Here is a 15,546-nt window from a genome sequence, read left to right on the forward strand (position 1 = left end):
TGACGTATGAAACCAAAAAAAGTGCCGCTGCGCAAATGTGTGGCATGCCAGGAAATGATGCCCAAAAAGCAGCTGATTCGCATCGTTAAAACGCCAGAGGATGAAGTGCTGATCGATTTGACTGGCAAAAAATCCGGACGTGGTGCCTATTTATGCGGCAAAGAGTCCTGTTTTAAGCTCGCACTCAAAAACCGGGCTTTGGATCGGGCGTTAAAAGGCAAAGTCTCACCTGAAATTTACGAGCAACTAGCAGCTGACTTCATCGCGGTTGAGGATGAATTCATAGCAGCACAGGAGCGTGAAAATGACTAATATTAAAACGCTGTCTTATCTGGGACTCTCTATGCGTGCAGGTAAACTTGTAACAGGTGAAGAAATTGTACTTAAAGCGATCCGTTCTTCCGAAGCTAAAATGGTTATTGTTGCGGGTGACGCCTCAGCCAATACACAAAAGAAATTTCGCGATAAATGCGGAACTTATAAGGTTCCTCTGTTGATCGGATTTGACCGGGATAGTCTGGGTTCAAGTATCGGTAAAGACACGCGTGTTGTTCTTGCAGTAACGGATCGAGGGTTTGCAAAAATGATCTCCAAGCAAGTCGGTATAATGTCGGAGGTGGAGTATATTGAGTAAACAGGAAAACAAGGATAAATTGCGAGTTTATGAATATGCGAAGTCCCTTAATATGAGTAGTAAAGAAATTATAACCATTCTTAAAAAGCTGGAAATTCCCGTAAACAATCATATGAGTGTCATGGAGAATGGTTCAGTCGGTAAGGTGGAACAATTTTTTAAAGATATAAAATCCACTGCTGCTTCCAAAAAAGGCAACGAAGCAAAACCAGTTGCTACTTCGGCAGTACGCAGTGACAAACCAGTGGACAGCAACAAGCCGGCCGGCGGAGTGAACACGCCGAATAGCAGTAACACATCCGGTAGTCCCGTACAAACAAAAATACAACAGGAAAAGCAGGTAGGTATGAACAATAGACCAAATTCCAACAATAACAATGGCACCCAAAGACCCAGCGGCCAAGACAGCCGCAACAGAACGAACTCTTCCCAAGGCTCAAGCCAAGGAGGACAATCAACTAACCGTCCAAGACCGGCTCAAGGTGGACAAAGCAGTACTGCATCCCGTCCGCAAGGAACGGGTCAACGTCCAAATAACAGCGGTGGCGGTCAAGTAAGAACTTCAGGACCTAACAGCGGCGGTAATACAGGTACTGGCGGCAACCGTAGCGGTGGCCAAGGTCAGAGCCAAGGACAAGGCCAACGCAGAAGTGGCCCAGGTGGTACTACTGGCAACAATAACAATAGTGGCAACCGTTCAAACAGCGGTGGCGGTGGACGTCGTTATGATGACAATCGTGGTGGCAACTATCGTGGTAACCGTGGTGGCAAGAACAATCGCAACAGAAATCAACAACAGTACCAGCAACGTGAGAAAATTGATAACACACCTAAGAAAATCATCGTTCGTGGTGATATGACCGTTGGTGAAACAGCGAAGTTGCTCCATAAGGATGCTTCCGAAGTTATCAAAAAACTCATCGCGATGGGTGTTATGGCAACAATCAACCAAGAACTTGATATCGAAACAATTCTGCTGCTTTCTGGAGAGTTCGGTGTCGAAGTTGAAGTGAAGATTGTGCTCGAAGATGACCGTTTCGAAACACTGGAAGAGAATGATGATCCTGCAGATTTGCAGTCTCGTCCTCCAGTAGTAACCATCATGGGACACGTTGACCATGGTAAAACGACATTGCTTGACGCGATTCGTTCTACGAATGTAACAGGCGGCGAAGCAGGCGGAATCACGCAACACATCGGTGCGTATCAAGTTGAAATCAACAACAAGAAAATTACGTTCCTGGATACTCCGGGTCACGAAGCGTTTACAGCGATGCGTGCGCGTGGAGCACAGGTTACGGATATTACAATTATTGTTGTTGCTGCGGATGACGGTGTTATGCCACAAACGGTTGAGGCCATTAACCATGCCAAAGCTGCTGGGCTTCCAATTATCGTAGCTGTCAATAAAATCGATAAACCGGGTGCTGATCCGGATAAAGTAAAACAAGAATTGACTAACTATGAACTCGTTCCGGAAGAATGGGGCGGAGATACCATCTTTGTTAACGTGTCTGCGAAACAAAGAATGGGTCTGGAAGGTCTGCTTGAAATGATTCTGCTCGTTGCAGAAGTGAACGAATACAAAGCTAACCCGGACAAACGTGCCCGTGGTACAGTGATTGAAGCCGAGCTGGATAAAGGACGTGGCCCAGTTGCCCGTATCCTCGTACAGCACGGTACATTGAAAGTCGGAGATGCTTTCGTAGCAGGTAACTGCTTCGGTCGTGTCCGTGCGATGGTCAATGATAAAGGTCGTCGTCTGAAAGAAGCTGGACCTTCAACACCTGTCGAAATCACAGGTCTGACAGAAGTTCCAGGTGCTGGAGATCCATTCATGGTGTTTGAAGATGAGCGCAAGGCGCGTTCCATCGCTGACAAACGTGCGATTACGCAACGTGAATCCGATCTGGGGACACATACTCGCGTAACGTTGGATGATCTGTTCCAACACATTAAAGATGGCGAGATCAAAGATCTGAACGTTATCATCAAAGGTGACGTACAAGGTTCGGTTGAAGCATTGAAAGGTTCCCTTGCGAAGATCGAAGTTGAAGGTGTTCGCGTGAAAATCATTCATAGCGGCGCTGGTGCAATCACTGAGTCCGACATCATTTTGGCTGCAGCATCCAATGCCATCGTGATTGGTTTCAACGTTCGTCCTGATAACCAGGCGAAAGCAACTGCAGATCAAGAGCAAGTAGACATCCGTCTGCATCGCGTAATCTACAGTGTTATCGAAGAAATTGAACAAGCGATGAAAGGAATGCTTGATCCGATCTACAAAGAAAAAGTTATCGGTCATGCTGAGGTTCGTAGCACGTTCTCCATCAGTAAAGTGGGTACCATCGCTGGTTGTATGGTTACCTCAGGTAAAATTACGCGTTCTGCGGAAGCACGCCTGATTCGTGACGGCATCGTCCTTTACGAAGGTAAGCTGGATTCCCTGAAACGTTATAAAGATGATGCCAAAGAAGTAGCCCAAGGCTATGAGTGCGGTATCACACTGGATAAATATAATGATCTCAAAGAGGGCGACGTTATCGAAGCCTTCATTATGGAGACAGTACAACGATAAGCAAGGAAGCATGAGGTGAACAACAATGGCTAAGATTCGTACAGGTAGAGTGGGCGAGCAAATCAAGAAAGAATTGAGTTTGCTCATCCAGTCTGAACTGAAGGACCCACGTATCGGCTTTATTACCGTAACGGGAGTCGAAGTGACAGGAGACTTGTCGCAAGCCAAAGTTTATCTGAGTGTCTTCGGTGAACAGGAACAAAAAGATAACTCGCTCAAAGCACTGGCAAAAGCAAATGGATTTTTGCGTTCCGAGCTGGGCAAACGTATCCGGTTTCGTCATGTTCCCGAGTTGATATTCAAGATTGACGAATCCATCGCTTATGGTAGCCGAATTGAGAAGCTGCTTGGCGATATTGGTTCCGACAAGAACGAATCCCAGTAACAGAATAGAGGAGACGGCAATGCACACTTATGAACAGGCGCTCCAGGCCGGAAAGCAATTTCTGTTGGAGCATGATGATTACCTGGTCGTGTCGCATGTACAGCCGGACGGTGACGCAGTCAGCTCGACGGTAACGGTGGGCTGGCTGCTGTCATGTCTGGGTAAGACATTCACGATGATTAACGAAGGCGATATCCCGCATCGCATGCAATTTTTGTGGGGAGCAGGCAACATTGTGAACATGACCGAACAACCACCGCAGCGAAAATATAAAGCTGTTATCTGTGTGGATTGTGCAGACTTTGCCAGAGTAGGTTTGACGCGTCATTATTTCGAAGAAGATGCTGTTATTTTGAATATCGATCATCACCCTACGAATGACGGTTATGGTACAGTCAACATCATTAAGTCAGATGCTGCTGCAACGGCTGAAATTTTATTCGATTTTCTGAACCTTTTCCAAGTAATATGGGATAAAGATGTTGCGACAGCAGTTTATACAGGATTGCTTACGGATACAGGTGGTTTCCGCTATGCCAATACCAGTCCAAATGTAATGACAACGGCCTCCAGACTGCTTGAACATGGTGTGGATGGACCTTATCTTGCCCAGACCTTGCTGGAGCAGGTGACTCTTCCACAAGTTCGAATTTTGAATCAGGCACTAACAAGCCTACAGATGACAGATGATGGAAAGATAGCCTGGGTTGTTATTACACCTGATGATATGGTAGCTTGCGGAGCGGCTAATGAAGATCTTGAAGGGGTAGTAAACTATCCGCGCAACATTCAAGGCGTGGAAGTGGGTATCTTTTTCAAAGTCATCAACGAGAACGCCGTCAAGGTTTCTCTGCGTTCGGCTGGCAAGATTGATGTTGCTGCATTAGCACAGACCTTTGGCGGAGGCGGGCATGTGCTCGCAGCCGGATGTCGTCTCGAAGGCAGTCTTGATGAAATTGTCGCAAAAGTACTGAAGCAGGTGAATTCACAATGGTAAAGCCATTTGAAGGTGTACTTCCGGTATATAAACCGGCGGGATTTACTTCTCATGATGTTGTAGCCAAGATGCGTCGCATTCTCAAGATGAAGCGCATTGGTCATACGGGCACACTGGACCCACAAGTTACAGGCGTCCTGCCGCTCTGTCTTGGACGGGCGACACGCGTCGTAGAATACATGCAGGAGCTTCCGAAGGAATATCTGGCTACGCTTAGATTGGGACTGTCTACTGACACAGAGGACATGACAGGGGAAGTCATTGAGCGTGCTGAAACACCGGTGGAAGTCACACAGGATCAGGTTCAACAGACGCTTGAGCAGTTTCTGGGCACGATCTCTCAGGTTCCTCCCATGTATTCTGCGGTAAAGGTAGATGGCAAACGTCTTTATGAGCTTGCTCGTGAAGGAAAGACGGTAGAGCGTAAGAGCCGTGAGGTCACAATCTATGAGCTTGAGCTTACAGGGATTGAAACTCAAGGCGATACGACCGATATATCTTTCCGCGCCTTGTGTTCAAAAGGTACCTACATACGTACATTGTGTGTAGACATCGGTCGACAACTCGGATATCCATCGACCATGGTTCGACTGGAGCGTACGATATCGGCAGGTATCACTGCAGATCATTGTCTTCGTATTGAAGAAGTGGAACAACTTATGGCTGAGGGAACTTTGGCGGAGGCGCTGATTCCTGTTGATGAGGCTATTGCTTCGATTCCGGCCCACAAGGTTGGAGATGAACAGGCCAAAGGAGCACTTCAAGGTCAGAAGCTGTCTGCACGTCTTTTGGAACCGCCAGTAGAGCAACCAGGTTTATTACGGTTGTATGCTCAGGATGGTACGTTTCTGGGGATATTTGAACGGGATGAACTAAAACCAACGGTGAGGGCAGTTAAAGTCTTTTTGCCGGAATAAAGAGGTATCGGGCTTGGAGTTGTAGTGGTAATGCTCAAGCCTGGCCTATCTAGTGAAATGCAGGTGAATGATTGTGAAAACCGTAATGCTAACCTATCCGCAGACGTTACATTCGACTGAGCTGGGCGCACTTCCCCAAGTGCTTGCAATTGGTCAATTCGACGGACTGCATCTCGGACATGCAAGTGTCATTTTATCAGCTGTCCGCATTGCGCGGGAAACGGGCATGCAGGCAGCGGTCATGACCTTTCATCCACATCCGAAGGAAGTTATGCGCAAAGGAGATTACGAGGGTTATCTAACTCCCTTGAGAGATAAAGAAGACATCCTGGCAGGAATGGGCGTTGATGTACTTTATGTGGTGGAGTTCAATGAAGAGTTCTCACGGTTGACTCCACAGCAATTTGTACACGACCTGTTGATTCCTCTTCAAACACGAACAGCGGTTGTGGGTTTTGACTTCCGTTTTGGTCATAAGGGGGCAGGGGACGAACAGCTTCTTCGTACGTTGGGAGAAGGAGAGATGACGGTGGAAACCGTTCCTCCTTTCTTGTTAAATGGTGAAAAAGTGAGCAGTTCTCTCATTCGTGGCCTGTTGAAGCGTGGGGAGATGGATGAGGCCAGTCAGTGGCTTGGCAGACCTTACAGCATCAGAGGAACCGTCATTCACGGGGAGAAGCGGGGACGAACGATTGGGTTTCCCACAGCCAACCTTGAACTCACGGATCATTACGTTACTCCATCGAAGGGTGTTTACGCTGTTCGTGTGCAGTATGGCGAACAGGAACTGCATGGCGTAATGAATCTCGGTGTGAAACCTACGTTTCACGAAAGCGGGATGAAACCTACGTTTGAAGTGCACCTGCTTGATTTTGACGGACACTTGTATGACCAGGAACTAAAGGTTGAGCTCGTTCACTATATTCGTGCAGAACGAAAGTTCGACTCTATTGATGCATTGATTAGTCAGATTCGTGAAGATGCATTAACCGCCGGTCGCCTGTTATCTTAAAGGTTCTGGATTAAATGCATGTTTACATTTACTTTGACTAGGCAATTATGATATACTGTACTACGTTGTCGATTGAGACAACATTAACCTTGGCTTGGTTGCTTGCTCTCACCGGCGGTGACGAGGCTAATGGCGATTATATTGAAGGAGGTGAACAGGATGGCATTGACTCAAGAACGTAAACAACAACTGATCGACGAGCACAAAACTCACGAGTCCGATACAGGATCTCCAGAGGTGCAAGTTGCTATCCTTACGGAAAACATCAGAAGTTTGACAGACCACTTGCGTACGCATAAGAAAGACCACCACTCACGTCGTGGACTTTTGAAAATGGTAGGTCAACGTCGTAAGCTTTTGGCTTACGTGAAAAACAAAGATGTTAAACGTTACAGCGCACTGATCGAAAAACTCGGATTGCGTCGTTAATTATCGTACATGTTTTCAAAACCAACCTGGCTGTTATCCGTCATTCTTTTGTCTAAAAGGACAAGCGGAACTTACAGCCGGGTTGTTTTGTAGATGAACATGTTGCCATATATTTGTAGATGGGGCTCCGTGAGGAGCTTTTGTTGTGCAGGTTAGCATGTTGAAAGATCCATACATAGCTAATGAATGCAGGACAAGCAGGAAATACTGTGAATATGCAGAATCCATTGAATTAGGAACGAATAAAAGGAGGGGTTTCATGGAACAGCGTGTTGAAATGCAGCTTGGTGGAAGAAAGCTTACGCTTGAGACTGGGCGTTTGGCCAAGCAGGCTAATGCTGCCGTTAAGGTAACATACGGGGATACCGTTGTATTGTGTACCGTGACAGCATCAAGTGAGCCGAAAGATCTGGACTTTTTCCCATTAACGGTGAACTATGAAGAAAGATTGTACGCCGTAGGTAAAATCCCGGGTGGATTTATTAAACGTGAAGGCAGACCGAGTGAGAAAGCAATTCTTTCAAGCCGTCTGACAGACCGTCCAATTCGTCCATTGTTCCCGGAAGGCTTCCGGAATGATGTACAAGTTCTGAATATTGTTATGAGTGTGGATCAGGATTGCGAACCGCAAATCGCTGCAATGATTGGTACATCAGCAGCATTGAGCATTTCGGATGTTCCATTCAGCGGACCGATTGGTGGCGTAAAAGTTGGACGCATTGATGGCCAGTTCATCATTAACCCAACGATTGCACAGCTTGAAATCAGTGAACTTGAACTGGTGGTTGCAGGAACTAAGGATGCCATCATGATGGTTGAGGCTGAAGCAAACGAATTACCTGAAGAAGTGATGCTCGAAGCAATCATGTTCGGACATGACGAGATCAAAAACATTGTTGCGGTAATCGAACAACTCGTGCAAGTTGCCGGTAAGGAAAAAATGGCTGTTAAGTTGCATGCCGTTAATGCTGAAGTCAACAGCAGTGTGCGGGATTTCGCAAGTGCTCGTCTGGTTGAAGCTGTTAAAATTGCTGAGAAGCATGCTCGTCAAGATGCAATCGATGTAGTGAATGACGAAACGGTTGCTCACTTTGAAGAGAAATATATTGAAAGTCCTGAATTGCTTAAAGACGTGAAGGAAGTTCTGCACGATATCGTTAAAGAAGAAGTGCGCCGTCTGATTACGCATGATAAAGTTCGTCCAGATGGACGTGGACTTGCTGAGATTCGTCCAATCGAATGTGATACTTCCCTGCTGCCACGTACGCATGGTTCAGGTTTGTTCACACGTGGTCAAACGCAAGCACTTAGCATCTGTACACTTGGTGCACTTGGTGATGTTCAGATTTTGGACGGAATTAGCCTTGAAGAAACGAAACGTTTCATGCATCATTATAACTTCCCACCATTCAGCGTAGGTGAAGCTCGTCCATTGCGTGCTCCAGGCCGTCGCGAAATCGGACATGGTGCTCTGGGTGAGCGTGCGCTTTCCAAAGTAATCCCTTCCGAAACAGACTTCCCATACACGATTCGTCTGGTATCAGAAGTTCTGGAATCCAACGGTTCAACTTCCCAGGCAAGTATCTGTGCCAGCACACTAGCTATGATGGATGCAGGTGTACCTATCAAAGCTCCAGTTGCGGGTGTAGCTATGGGTCTGATCAAAGACGGAGATCATGTATCCATTCTGAGTGATATTCAAGGTATGGAAGATCACCTCGGCGACATGGACTTCAAAGTAGCCGGAACACCTGAAGGTGTAACTGCGATTCAAATGGACATCAAAATTGATGGAATTGATCGTCAAATTTTGTCTGAAGCATTGGCTCAAGCCAAAGAAGGTCGTTTGCACATCTTGAGCAAAATGACTGAAGTGATGAATACACCACGTGAGCAGTTATCACAATATGCGCCTAAAATTACAACGATGCATATCAATCCGGACAAAATCCGTGATGTTATTGGTGCAGGTGGTAAAATTATCAATAAAATCATCGAAGAAACCGGTGTTAAAATTGATATTGAACAGGATGGACGTGTCTTTATCGCTTCTTCCAACCAGGAGATGAATGATAAAGCCAAAGCGATTATCGAAGGTATTGTACGCGAAGTATTGGTCGGCGAGATTTATGTCGGTAAAGTAAAACGCGTTGAGAAATTCGGTGCATTCGTTGAAGTACTTCCAAACAAAGAAGGTCTGGTGCACATCTCACAACTGTCAACAGAACGTGTTGCCAAAGTGGAAGATGTTGTAGCCATCGGTGATTCTATTACGGTAAAAGTAACGGAAATTGACCCACAAGGTCGAATCAACTTGTCCCGTAAAGCGGTTTTGACTGCTGAAGCTCCGGCTCAATCCTAGGATACCGAAGCAACAGGTTATAATTGGATAGATTGAATGAAGAGACAGAATGTGAATTTCTGGCTCTTTTTTTAACGTTTAAATACGAAAAACAAGGATGAAACCATGGCTTAGTATTCATATTCCTGCCCTTGTCCTCATATGATGGGGACAAAGACGGCGGGAGGATGGAGCTGTGGGAAACCAATCCAAAAAGCTGGCGGCTGTTCTGGCAGGTGTGACTGCGGTCATGTTGATCGGACAAGTTGGCAGTGTACGTACATACATTACGGAGATCCGTGATGGGCCAGGTACGCAAAATGCTTTTGACATGTTCAAGGAAGCAACGGGAGAAGATGCGCTGTTGTCGGCGATTCGGGATAAAGCGGCTGAGACAAAAATTGCTCCGGTAAATGCCAGGGTAGATCGGGTATGGAAAGCGATTCCTGGCTATAATGGCATGGAGATTGATGTGGAAGCGACATACCGTAAGGCACTGAGTGGAACGTTGAATACCAAAATTGCTTATATTTACCGTCAGATTGAACCGGCGATTCAGCTTAAAGATTTGGGTGCACATCCGATCTATCGGGGAAATGCGAACAAACCGATGGTTTCTTTTATGATTAATGTCGCGTGGGGGAACGAATATATCATACCGATGCTGGATACGCTCGATGCAGAGAAAGTGAAAGCCACTTTTTTTCTGGATGGAAGTTGGTTAAGCAAAAACGTTGAACTGGCCAAGGAAATTCAGAAACGAGGGCATGAGCTGTCCAATCATGCGTATTCTCACCCGAATATGAGTCGATTGAGCGCAGAACGAGCCAAGCTGGAAATTAGTAAAACGCAGGATCTGCTCCATAAAACACTGGGGGTAGAGAATCGCTGGTTTGCTCCGCCTTCAGGTGACTTTAATCAGAAGACCGTTGATATTGCTTCTTCCATGGGATTGCAGACCGTGTTATGGACAGTAGATACTGTAGATTGGCGTAAACCAAGCCCGGATGCCGTTGTTGCCAAAATTGCGAAAAATACCGAGGCAGGCACGTTAATTCTAATGCACCCTACAGCTGCTTCTTCGGGAGCTTTAAAGGGTATGATTCAATCCATTCGGGCCAAAGGTCTCGTGCTCGGAACGGTAAGTGAGACGTTGTCTTCGGAACGTGTAAACACGTCTGCGGTTGAGTGAACGTTGTTTTTTTGTTAATATCAAAAAGTTGGAACCAAATGTCGATTTCAATTTTAAGGTTGAGATCAAGGCAATTATAGAGATGTAGGAGGGCCAACCATGAAAAAAATTCAGCTGGGCAATGGCCTCAGAGTTGTCATGGAACAGATACCGACCTGCCGTTCTGTGTCTTTCGGAATATGGGTCAAGACAGGTTCGCGTAATGAGCAACCTGCAAGTAACGGAGTATCACATTTTATTGAACACATGTTATTTAAGGGAACAGATCGTTATGATGCCAAGGCGATTGCGGAACAGTTCGATGCGATTGGTGGTAACGTGAATGCGTTCACTTCCAAAGAATACACGTGTTATTATGCAAAAGTGTTGGATGAACATTTACCGATTGCCGTTGATGTGTTATCTGATATGTTTTTCCGTTCCAAAATGGATGATGGTGAATTGATCAAGGAGAAAAACGTCATCCTGGAAGAAATCTCAATGTATGAAGATACGCCTGATGATATGGTTCATGATCTGATGGCCTTGGCCGCTTATGGTGAGCATCCGCTCGCATACCCTATCCTGGGTACGGAAGAACGTCTCAAAGCGATGGATTCCAGCCATCTGCGTGCATATATGAAGGAGCACTACACAATTGAGAACACGGTCATTAGTATTGCGGGTAATATTGACGACAGTGTAATTGATCTGATGGAGAAGCATTTTGGTGCTTTTGATGTTAATGGAGTAACAGAAGCAGTGACGATGCCGGCGTTCCAAAGCGGACAGCTCTTCCACAAAAAGAAAACGGAGCAGAATCATATCTGTATCTCGTTCCCAGGCTGTAAAATTGGAGATCCGCTTCAATTCGCTATGGTTGTTCTGAATAACGCTATTGGTGGAGGCATGAGCTCCAGACTGTTCCAGGAAATTCGTGAGAAACGTGGGCTTGCATACTCCGTGTATTCCTATCATAGTTCTCATGCAGACAGTGGACTGTTCACGATATACGCGGGTACAGCACCGAAACAGACAAAAGAAGTGCTCGACCTCACCAAAGAGGTTTTGGGCGACCTGGCTGTAAACGGCTTGTCCGAAGATGAACTCCGCAAAGGAAAAGAACAGCTGAAGGGAAGCCTGATTCTCAGCTTGGAAAGCACAGGCAGTCGCATGAACCGTCTGGGTAAAAACGAGCTAATGCTAGGCAGACACCATACGCTGGATGAGATGATCACCAAAATTGAGCAAGTAACCATGGACGATATTAACGCGGTGCTTGATCTGATGTTTGCTGAGCCTTTTGCACTTGCCATGGTTGGCGCTTCAGATAAGACGATCGCTGGATTGAGAAGGGATGATTTTGTTGCATTACGTTCAAATACAGAAACTGCCGGGCAATGAAGATATTAAACTGCCTCAAAAAATGTCGGAGCTGGCATCCGGCTTTGATGTCGTAGCTGCACTTCAGGAAGATGTTGTATTGCAGCCGGGTCAGCGTACGCTGATTCCAACCGGACTTGCGATGGCAATGCCAGCTGGATTGGAAGCACAGATTCGTCCTCGGAGCGGACTGGCTTTCAAACATGGAATTACCTGCCTCAACACACCGGGTACCATTGATGCGGACTATCGCGGAGAAGTCAAAGTACTGTTGATCAATCTGGGTCAGGAACCCTTCACGATTGTACGGGGAGAGCGCATCGCACAGATCGTCTTCCAGACGGTGCCTGCGGTTGAATTGACGGAAGTGACGGAACTTTCAGAAACGGTACGCGGTGAAGGTGGATTTGGTCATACCGGGAAATAAACAGCGTATATATACCCATTCTTTAGAGTCGTCCCTGACAGGGGCGGCTCTTTTTTACATTTGAGAAACGGACGGTTGAATGCAATTATTGTTTTCACCCCGCTGTGGGCCCCTGCATACGATAAGGCATACATGTGGTGAAAGGAGTGACGTCCCGATGCTGACCGGAGTCCGGATTGTAGTCCTGGGCGGAGATGCGCGGCAGCTTGAAGTCATTCAAAAGTGCGCAGAGCTGGATGCAACGGTAAGTGTGGTGGGTTTCGATAAAATAGAGCGTTCCATTCCGGGGATTGAGCATCAGGAACTGGAGGACGAAGTATTTGCTTCCGCAGATGTACTGGTACTGCCTGTTGTCGGTTGCGATGACCAGGGAAAAGTGAGTACTTCATTTAGTGACACGCCGATCTATTTGAAAAAGGAACATATTGCAGCATTACCGGAGCATTGTATTGTGTTCACAGGTATGGCTAAGCCATTTTTGCGCGAACTTTGTCTTGAAAATGGGCTGCGACTTGTTGAAGTACTTGATCGTGATGATATTGCACTATACAACTCCATTCCAACAGCTGAGGGAGCCATCGCCATAGCAATTCGGGAGACGGACTTCACAATCCATGGTTCGGAATGTATTGTGCTTGGCCTTGGTCGAACAGGATTCACAATGGCCAAAACACTGCAGGGACTTGGAGCAAATGTACGGGTGGGAATCAGGCGGGAAGAGGATGCTGCCCGCGCTACAATAATGGGCTGGAAGCCTTTCATGACAACGGATTTGGCCGCTCAAACCGGGGAAGTTGACTTGCTTTTTAATACGATACCGACTATGATAATCACAGCACAAATCCTGTCCAGAATGCCGCAAAAGGCTGTTATTATCGACCTTGCATCCGCTCCTGGCGGCTGTGATTTCAGGTATGCAGACAAACGCGGTATCAAAGCGCTACTTGCGCCTGGCCTCCCCGGCATTGTTGCTCCCAAAACGGCTGGCGGCATTATTGCCGACGCGTTGATCCGTTTGCTTTTGGAAGAACAGAACGCACGGGAGGTTAAATCATGAACTGGCAGGGAAAAACGGTAGGTTATGCAATTACGGGTTCTCATTGTACGTTTGAAGAGGTTATGCCGGTTATTAGCCGCTTCGTGGCTGAAGGTGCCAACGTCATTCCGATTATTTCGAATTCGGTGCTGACGACCGATACACGCTTCGGTACGGCGCAAAATTGGCAAAAACAGTTGAAAGATATAACAGGTAATGATATCATTTCTACAATTGTTGAAGCGGAGCCATTAGGGCCTTCCAAGCTGCTTGATGTGCTGGTGATTGCTCCATGCACAGGGAATACAACAAGCAAGCTGGCTAATGCGATGACCGACAGTCCCGTGCTGATGGCAGCCAAAGCGCAGATGCGCAATCAGCGTCCACTTGTACTTGCCATTTCCACGAATGACGGTCTGGGCTTGAATGCTGCGAATATCGCCAAATTGCTCGTGGCCAAATACTTGTATTTTGTGCCATTTGGGCAGGACGATCCAGTGAAGAAACCAAACTCGTTAGTCGCCAAAATGGAATTGATTCCAGAGGCTTGCTGGAGTGCCCTTGAGGGCAAACAGTTGCAGCCGATGATTGTGGAGCGTTCTTCACAAGCTTAAGAAATCAATGATTCGGTGACAACGTTTATGCGCTTGGAGAAATGAAGGGTTTGAGAGACAAAGAAAATCATGGGGGACGATATGCTGGATTGAACAGCTACTTGTGTCCACGTTCCTGTCTATAAGGCATTCCTGCTTGCGGGCAGTAAAGGTTAAGCAAGCGGGAGAGGTCTACTGTGAATGTATGCGTCATGATCTCGATAACAACCGCCACCTTTGAGTTGTGATTGTCTAAGACAATTACAAAAAAACAAAGAGTGGCATGGAATGCCGTATAAAATGCTGAAATTATCGCATCAGAACGCTCCCTAGAGTGATCCATTTGTTGATTTGACCCGTGTCCAGTCTTCTTGCGTACACAAATGGAGGAATAAAGATGCGTATCATGGTACAGAAATTCGGAGGCACGTCTCTCTCCACTGTTCAGGCGAGAGAGCATGTGCTCCGTCACGTTAAACGTGAACTTGAGGCAGGATTGAGTCTAGTCATTGTTGTGTCTGCGATGGGACGCCGAGGCGAGCCATATGCGACCGATACGTTGCTGGACTGGGCTGCACAGAACGGAAACGCACTATCCGCACGCGAAAAGGATTTACTGCTGTGCTGTGGTGAAATCATATCGGCGACAACTTTGAGCAGTTTACTCGAACATGAAGGCATTCCAACTACAGTGCTGACCGGTGCACAAGCAGGTTTTGTGACGGACGACAATTTCGGGAATGCCCGGATATTGGATGTCCGTCCTGTTCGTGTGTTGGAGCAGCTGCAGCTCGGGCGTGTCGTTATTGTAACCGGATTCCAGGGGCAGACGGAGAATGGAGACTTCACGACATTGGGTCGTGGGGGAAGTGATACATCTGCGACAGCGCTTGGTGCAGCGTTACGTGCTGAAATGGTGGATATCTACACCGATGTGAACGGGATACTCACAGCCGATCCGCGAATTGTTGAAGATGCGCGTCCGCTGACTGTTGTGAGTTATGCCGAGATCTGTAATATGGCCCACCACGGGGCCAAGGTAATCCATCCACGTGCGGTCGAGATTGCCATGCAATCCCAGATTCCAGTGCGGGTAAGATCTACTTTTGCAGACACGGAAGGAACGCTGGTCACGCATCCGGAAGGATTTCGGGATGTGCAGACAGGCATTGTTGACCGTTATGTAACAGGTATCGCCTACGTGAGCAATGTCACGCAAATTACGGTGGATGTACCTGGTGGTGCAGATCGGCTGCAACTAAAAGTGTTCAAAACCATGGCTGAGAATTCGATCAGCGTTGATTTTATTAATGTTACCCCCTCGGGAGTTGTCTATACGGTTTTTGACAGTGATTCCGAGAAAGCCATACAAGTATTGCAGGAGATAGGTCTCAAGCCACAAAGCCTGTCCGGTTGTGCCAAAGTGTCCGTCATCGGCGGAGGCATTAATGGTGTACCCGGAATTATGGCTCGAATCGTTGAGTCCTTGACACTGGCTGACATTCAGATCCTGCAATCGGCAGATTCGAATACAACGATCTGGGTACTCGTAAAAAAAGAAGATATGGTTCAGGCCCTGAGGGCACTTCACGCCTCATTCGAACTTCATTTGTAAATAACTGAAGTTAGAGGAGCCAAACCTG

The 15,546-nt window shown here is 46.9% G+C and carries 15 protein-coding genes; all 15 read left to right on the forward strand.

Annotation, left to right across the window (positions count from 1 at the left end; genetic code table 11):
- The first annotated feature begins 6 nt into the window (after window positions 1-6).
- The 15 genes from MKY85_RS11230 to dapG all read left to right on the forward strand — a co-directional run bounded on the left by MKY85_RS11230 (window position 7) and on the right by dapG (window position 15,518).
- Window positions 7-312: a YlxR family protein gene (locus MKY85_RS11230; protein ID WP_339260457.1), complete on the forward strand. Its 306-nt coding sequence runs from the start codon at window positions 7-9 to the stop codon at window positions 310-312.
- A complete protein-coding gene (locus tag MKY85_RS11235; RefSeq protein ID WP_017689142.1) occupies window positions 305-634 on the forward strand; it encodes a ribosomal L7Ae/L30e/S12e/Gadd45 family protein in 330 nt (109 codons plus the stop codon). The genes MKY85_RS11230 and MKY85_RS11235 overlap by 8 nt, the downstream gene beginning before the upstream one ends.
- Window positions 627-3,212, forward strand: coding sequence for a translation initiation factor IF-2 (gene infB / locus MKY85_RS11240; RefSeq protein WP_339241635.1), 2,586 nt, complete (start codon window positions 627-629; stop codon window positions 3,210-3,212). Before MKY85_RS11235 ends, infB begins: the two co-directional genes overlap by 8 nt.
- 25 nt (window positions 3,213-3,237) lie before the next feature.
- Window positions 3,238-3,597, forward strand: a complete 360-nt coding sequence (gene rbfA / locus MKY85_RS11245) for a 30S ribosome-binding factor RbfA (protein ID WP_062833829.1) — start codon at window positions 3,238-3,240, stop codon at window positions 3,595-3,597.
- 19 nt (window positions 3,598-3,616) lie between these two features.
- Window positions 3,617-4,594 carry a bifunctional oligoribonuclease/PAP phosphatase NrnA gene (locus MKY85_RS11250; protein ID WP_342572591.1) on the forward strand — a complete coding sequence of 326 codons (978 nt, stop codon included), beginning with the start codon at window positions 3,617-3,619 and terminating at the stop codon, window positions 4,592-4,594.
- A complete protein-coding gene (gene truB, locus MKY85_RS11255) occupies window positions 4,588-5,511 on the forward strand; it encodes a tRNA pseudouridine(55) synthase TruB (RefSeq protein ID WP_342572592.1) in 924 nt (307 codons plus the stop codon). Before MKY85_RS11250 ends, truB begins: the two co-directional genes overlap by 7 nt.
- An 85-nt stretch (window positions 5,512-5,596) precedes the next feature.
- Window positions 5,597-6,523, forward strand: a complete 927-nt coding sequence (locus MKY85_RS11260) for a bifunctional riboflavin kinase/FAD synthetase (RefSeq protein WP_339243024.1) — start codon at window positions 5,597-5,599, stop codon at window positions 6,521-6,523.
- A gap of 159 nt (window positions 6,524-6,682) precedes the next feature.
- Window positions 6,683-6,952, forward strand: a complete 270-nt coding sequence (rpsO, locus tag MKY85_RS11265) for a 30S ribosomal protein S15 (protein WP_056700672.1) — start codon at window positions 6,683-6,685, stop codon at window positions 6,950-6,952.
- A gap of 259 nt (window positions 6,953-7,211) precedes the next feature.
- Window positions 7,212-9,314: a polyribonucleotide nucleotidyltransferase gene (pnp, locus tag MKY85_RS11270; protein ID WP_339241644.1), complete on the forward strand. Its 2,103-nt coding sequence runs from the start codon at window positions 7,212-7,214 to the stop codon at window positions 9,312-9,314.
- Between the two features lie 175 nt (window positions 9,315-9,489).
- Window positions 9,490-10,485 carry a polysaccharide deacetylase family protein gene (locus MKY85_RS11275; RefSeq protein ID WP_339260463.1) on the forward strand — a complete coding sequence of 332 codons (996 nt, stop codon included), beginning with the start codon at window positions 9,490-9,492 and terminating at the stop codon, window positions 10,483-10,485.
- A 99-nt stretch (window positions 10,486-10,584) separates the two neighbouring features.
- The gene (locus tag MKY85_RS11280) at window positions 10,585-11,868 is read left to right on the forward strand and encodes a pitrilysin family protein (protein WP_076326816.1); all 1,284 of its coding nucleotides are present in this window, start codon (window positions 10,585-10,587) and stop codon (window positions 11,866-11,868) included.
- The gene (dut, locus tag MKY85_RS11285; protein WP_339241652.1) at window positions 11,828-12,274 is read left to right on the forward strand and encodes a dUTP diphosphatase; all 447 of its coding nucleotides are present in this window, start codon (window positions 11,828-11,830) and stop codon (window positions 12,272-12,274) included. The genes MKY85_RS11280 and dut overlap by 41 nt, the downstream gene beginning before the upstream one ends.
- Before the next feature lie 157 nt (window positions 12,275-12,431).
- Window positions 12,432-13,331 carry a dipicolinate synthase subunit DpsA gene (gene dpsA / locus MKY85_RS11290; RefSeq protein ID WP_339302964.1) on the forward strand — a complete coding sequence of 300 codons (900 nt, stop codon included), beginning with the start codon at window positions 12,432-12,434 and terminating at the stop codon, window positions 13,329-13,331.
- Window positions 13,328-13,924 carry a dipicolinate synthase subunit B gene (locus tag MKY85_RS11295; protein ID WP_062833836.1) on the forward strand — a complete coding sequence of 199 codons (597 nt, stop codon included), beginning with the start codon at window positions 13,328-13,330 and terminating at the stop codon, window positions 13,922-13,924. Before dpsA ends, MKY85_RS11295 begins: the two co-directional genes overlap by 4 nt.
- A gap of 376 nt (window positions 13,925-14,300) precedes the next feature.
- Window positions 14,301-15,518 carry an aspartate kinase gene (gene dapG, locus MKY85_RS11300; RefSeq protein ID WP_253433880.1) on the forward strand — a complete coding sequence of 406 codons (1,218 nt, stop codon included), beginning with the start codon at window positions 14,301-14,303 and terminating at the stop codon, window positions 15,516-15,518.
- Window positions 15,519-15,546: the final 28 nt, after the last annotated feature.

Source organism: Paenibacillus sp. FSL R5-0749 (genome assembly GCF_038595085.1).
Lineage (GTDB): Bacteria > Bacillota > Bacilli > Paenibacillales > Paenibacillaceae > Paenibacillus.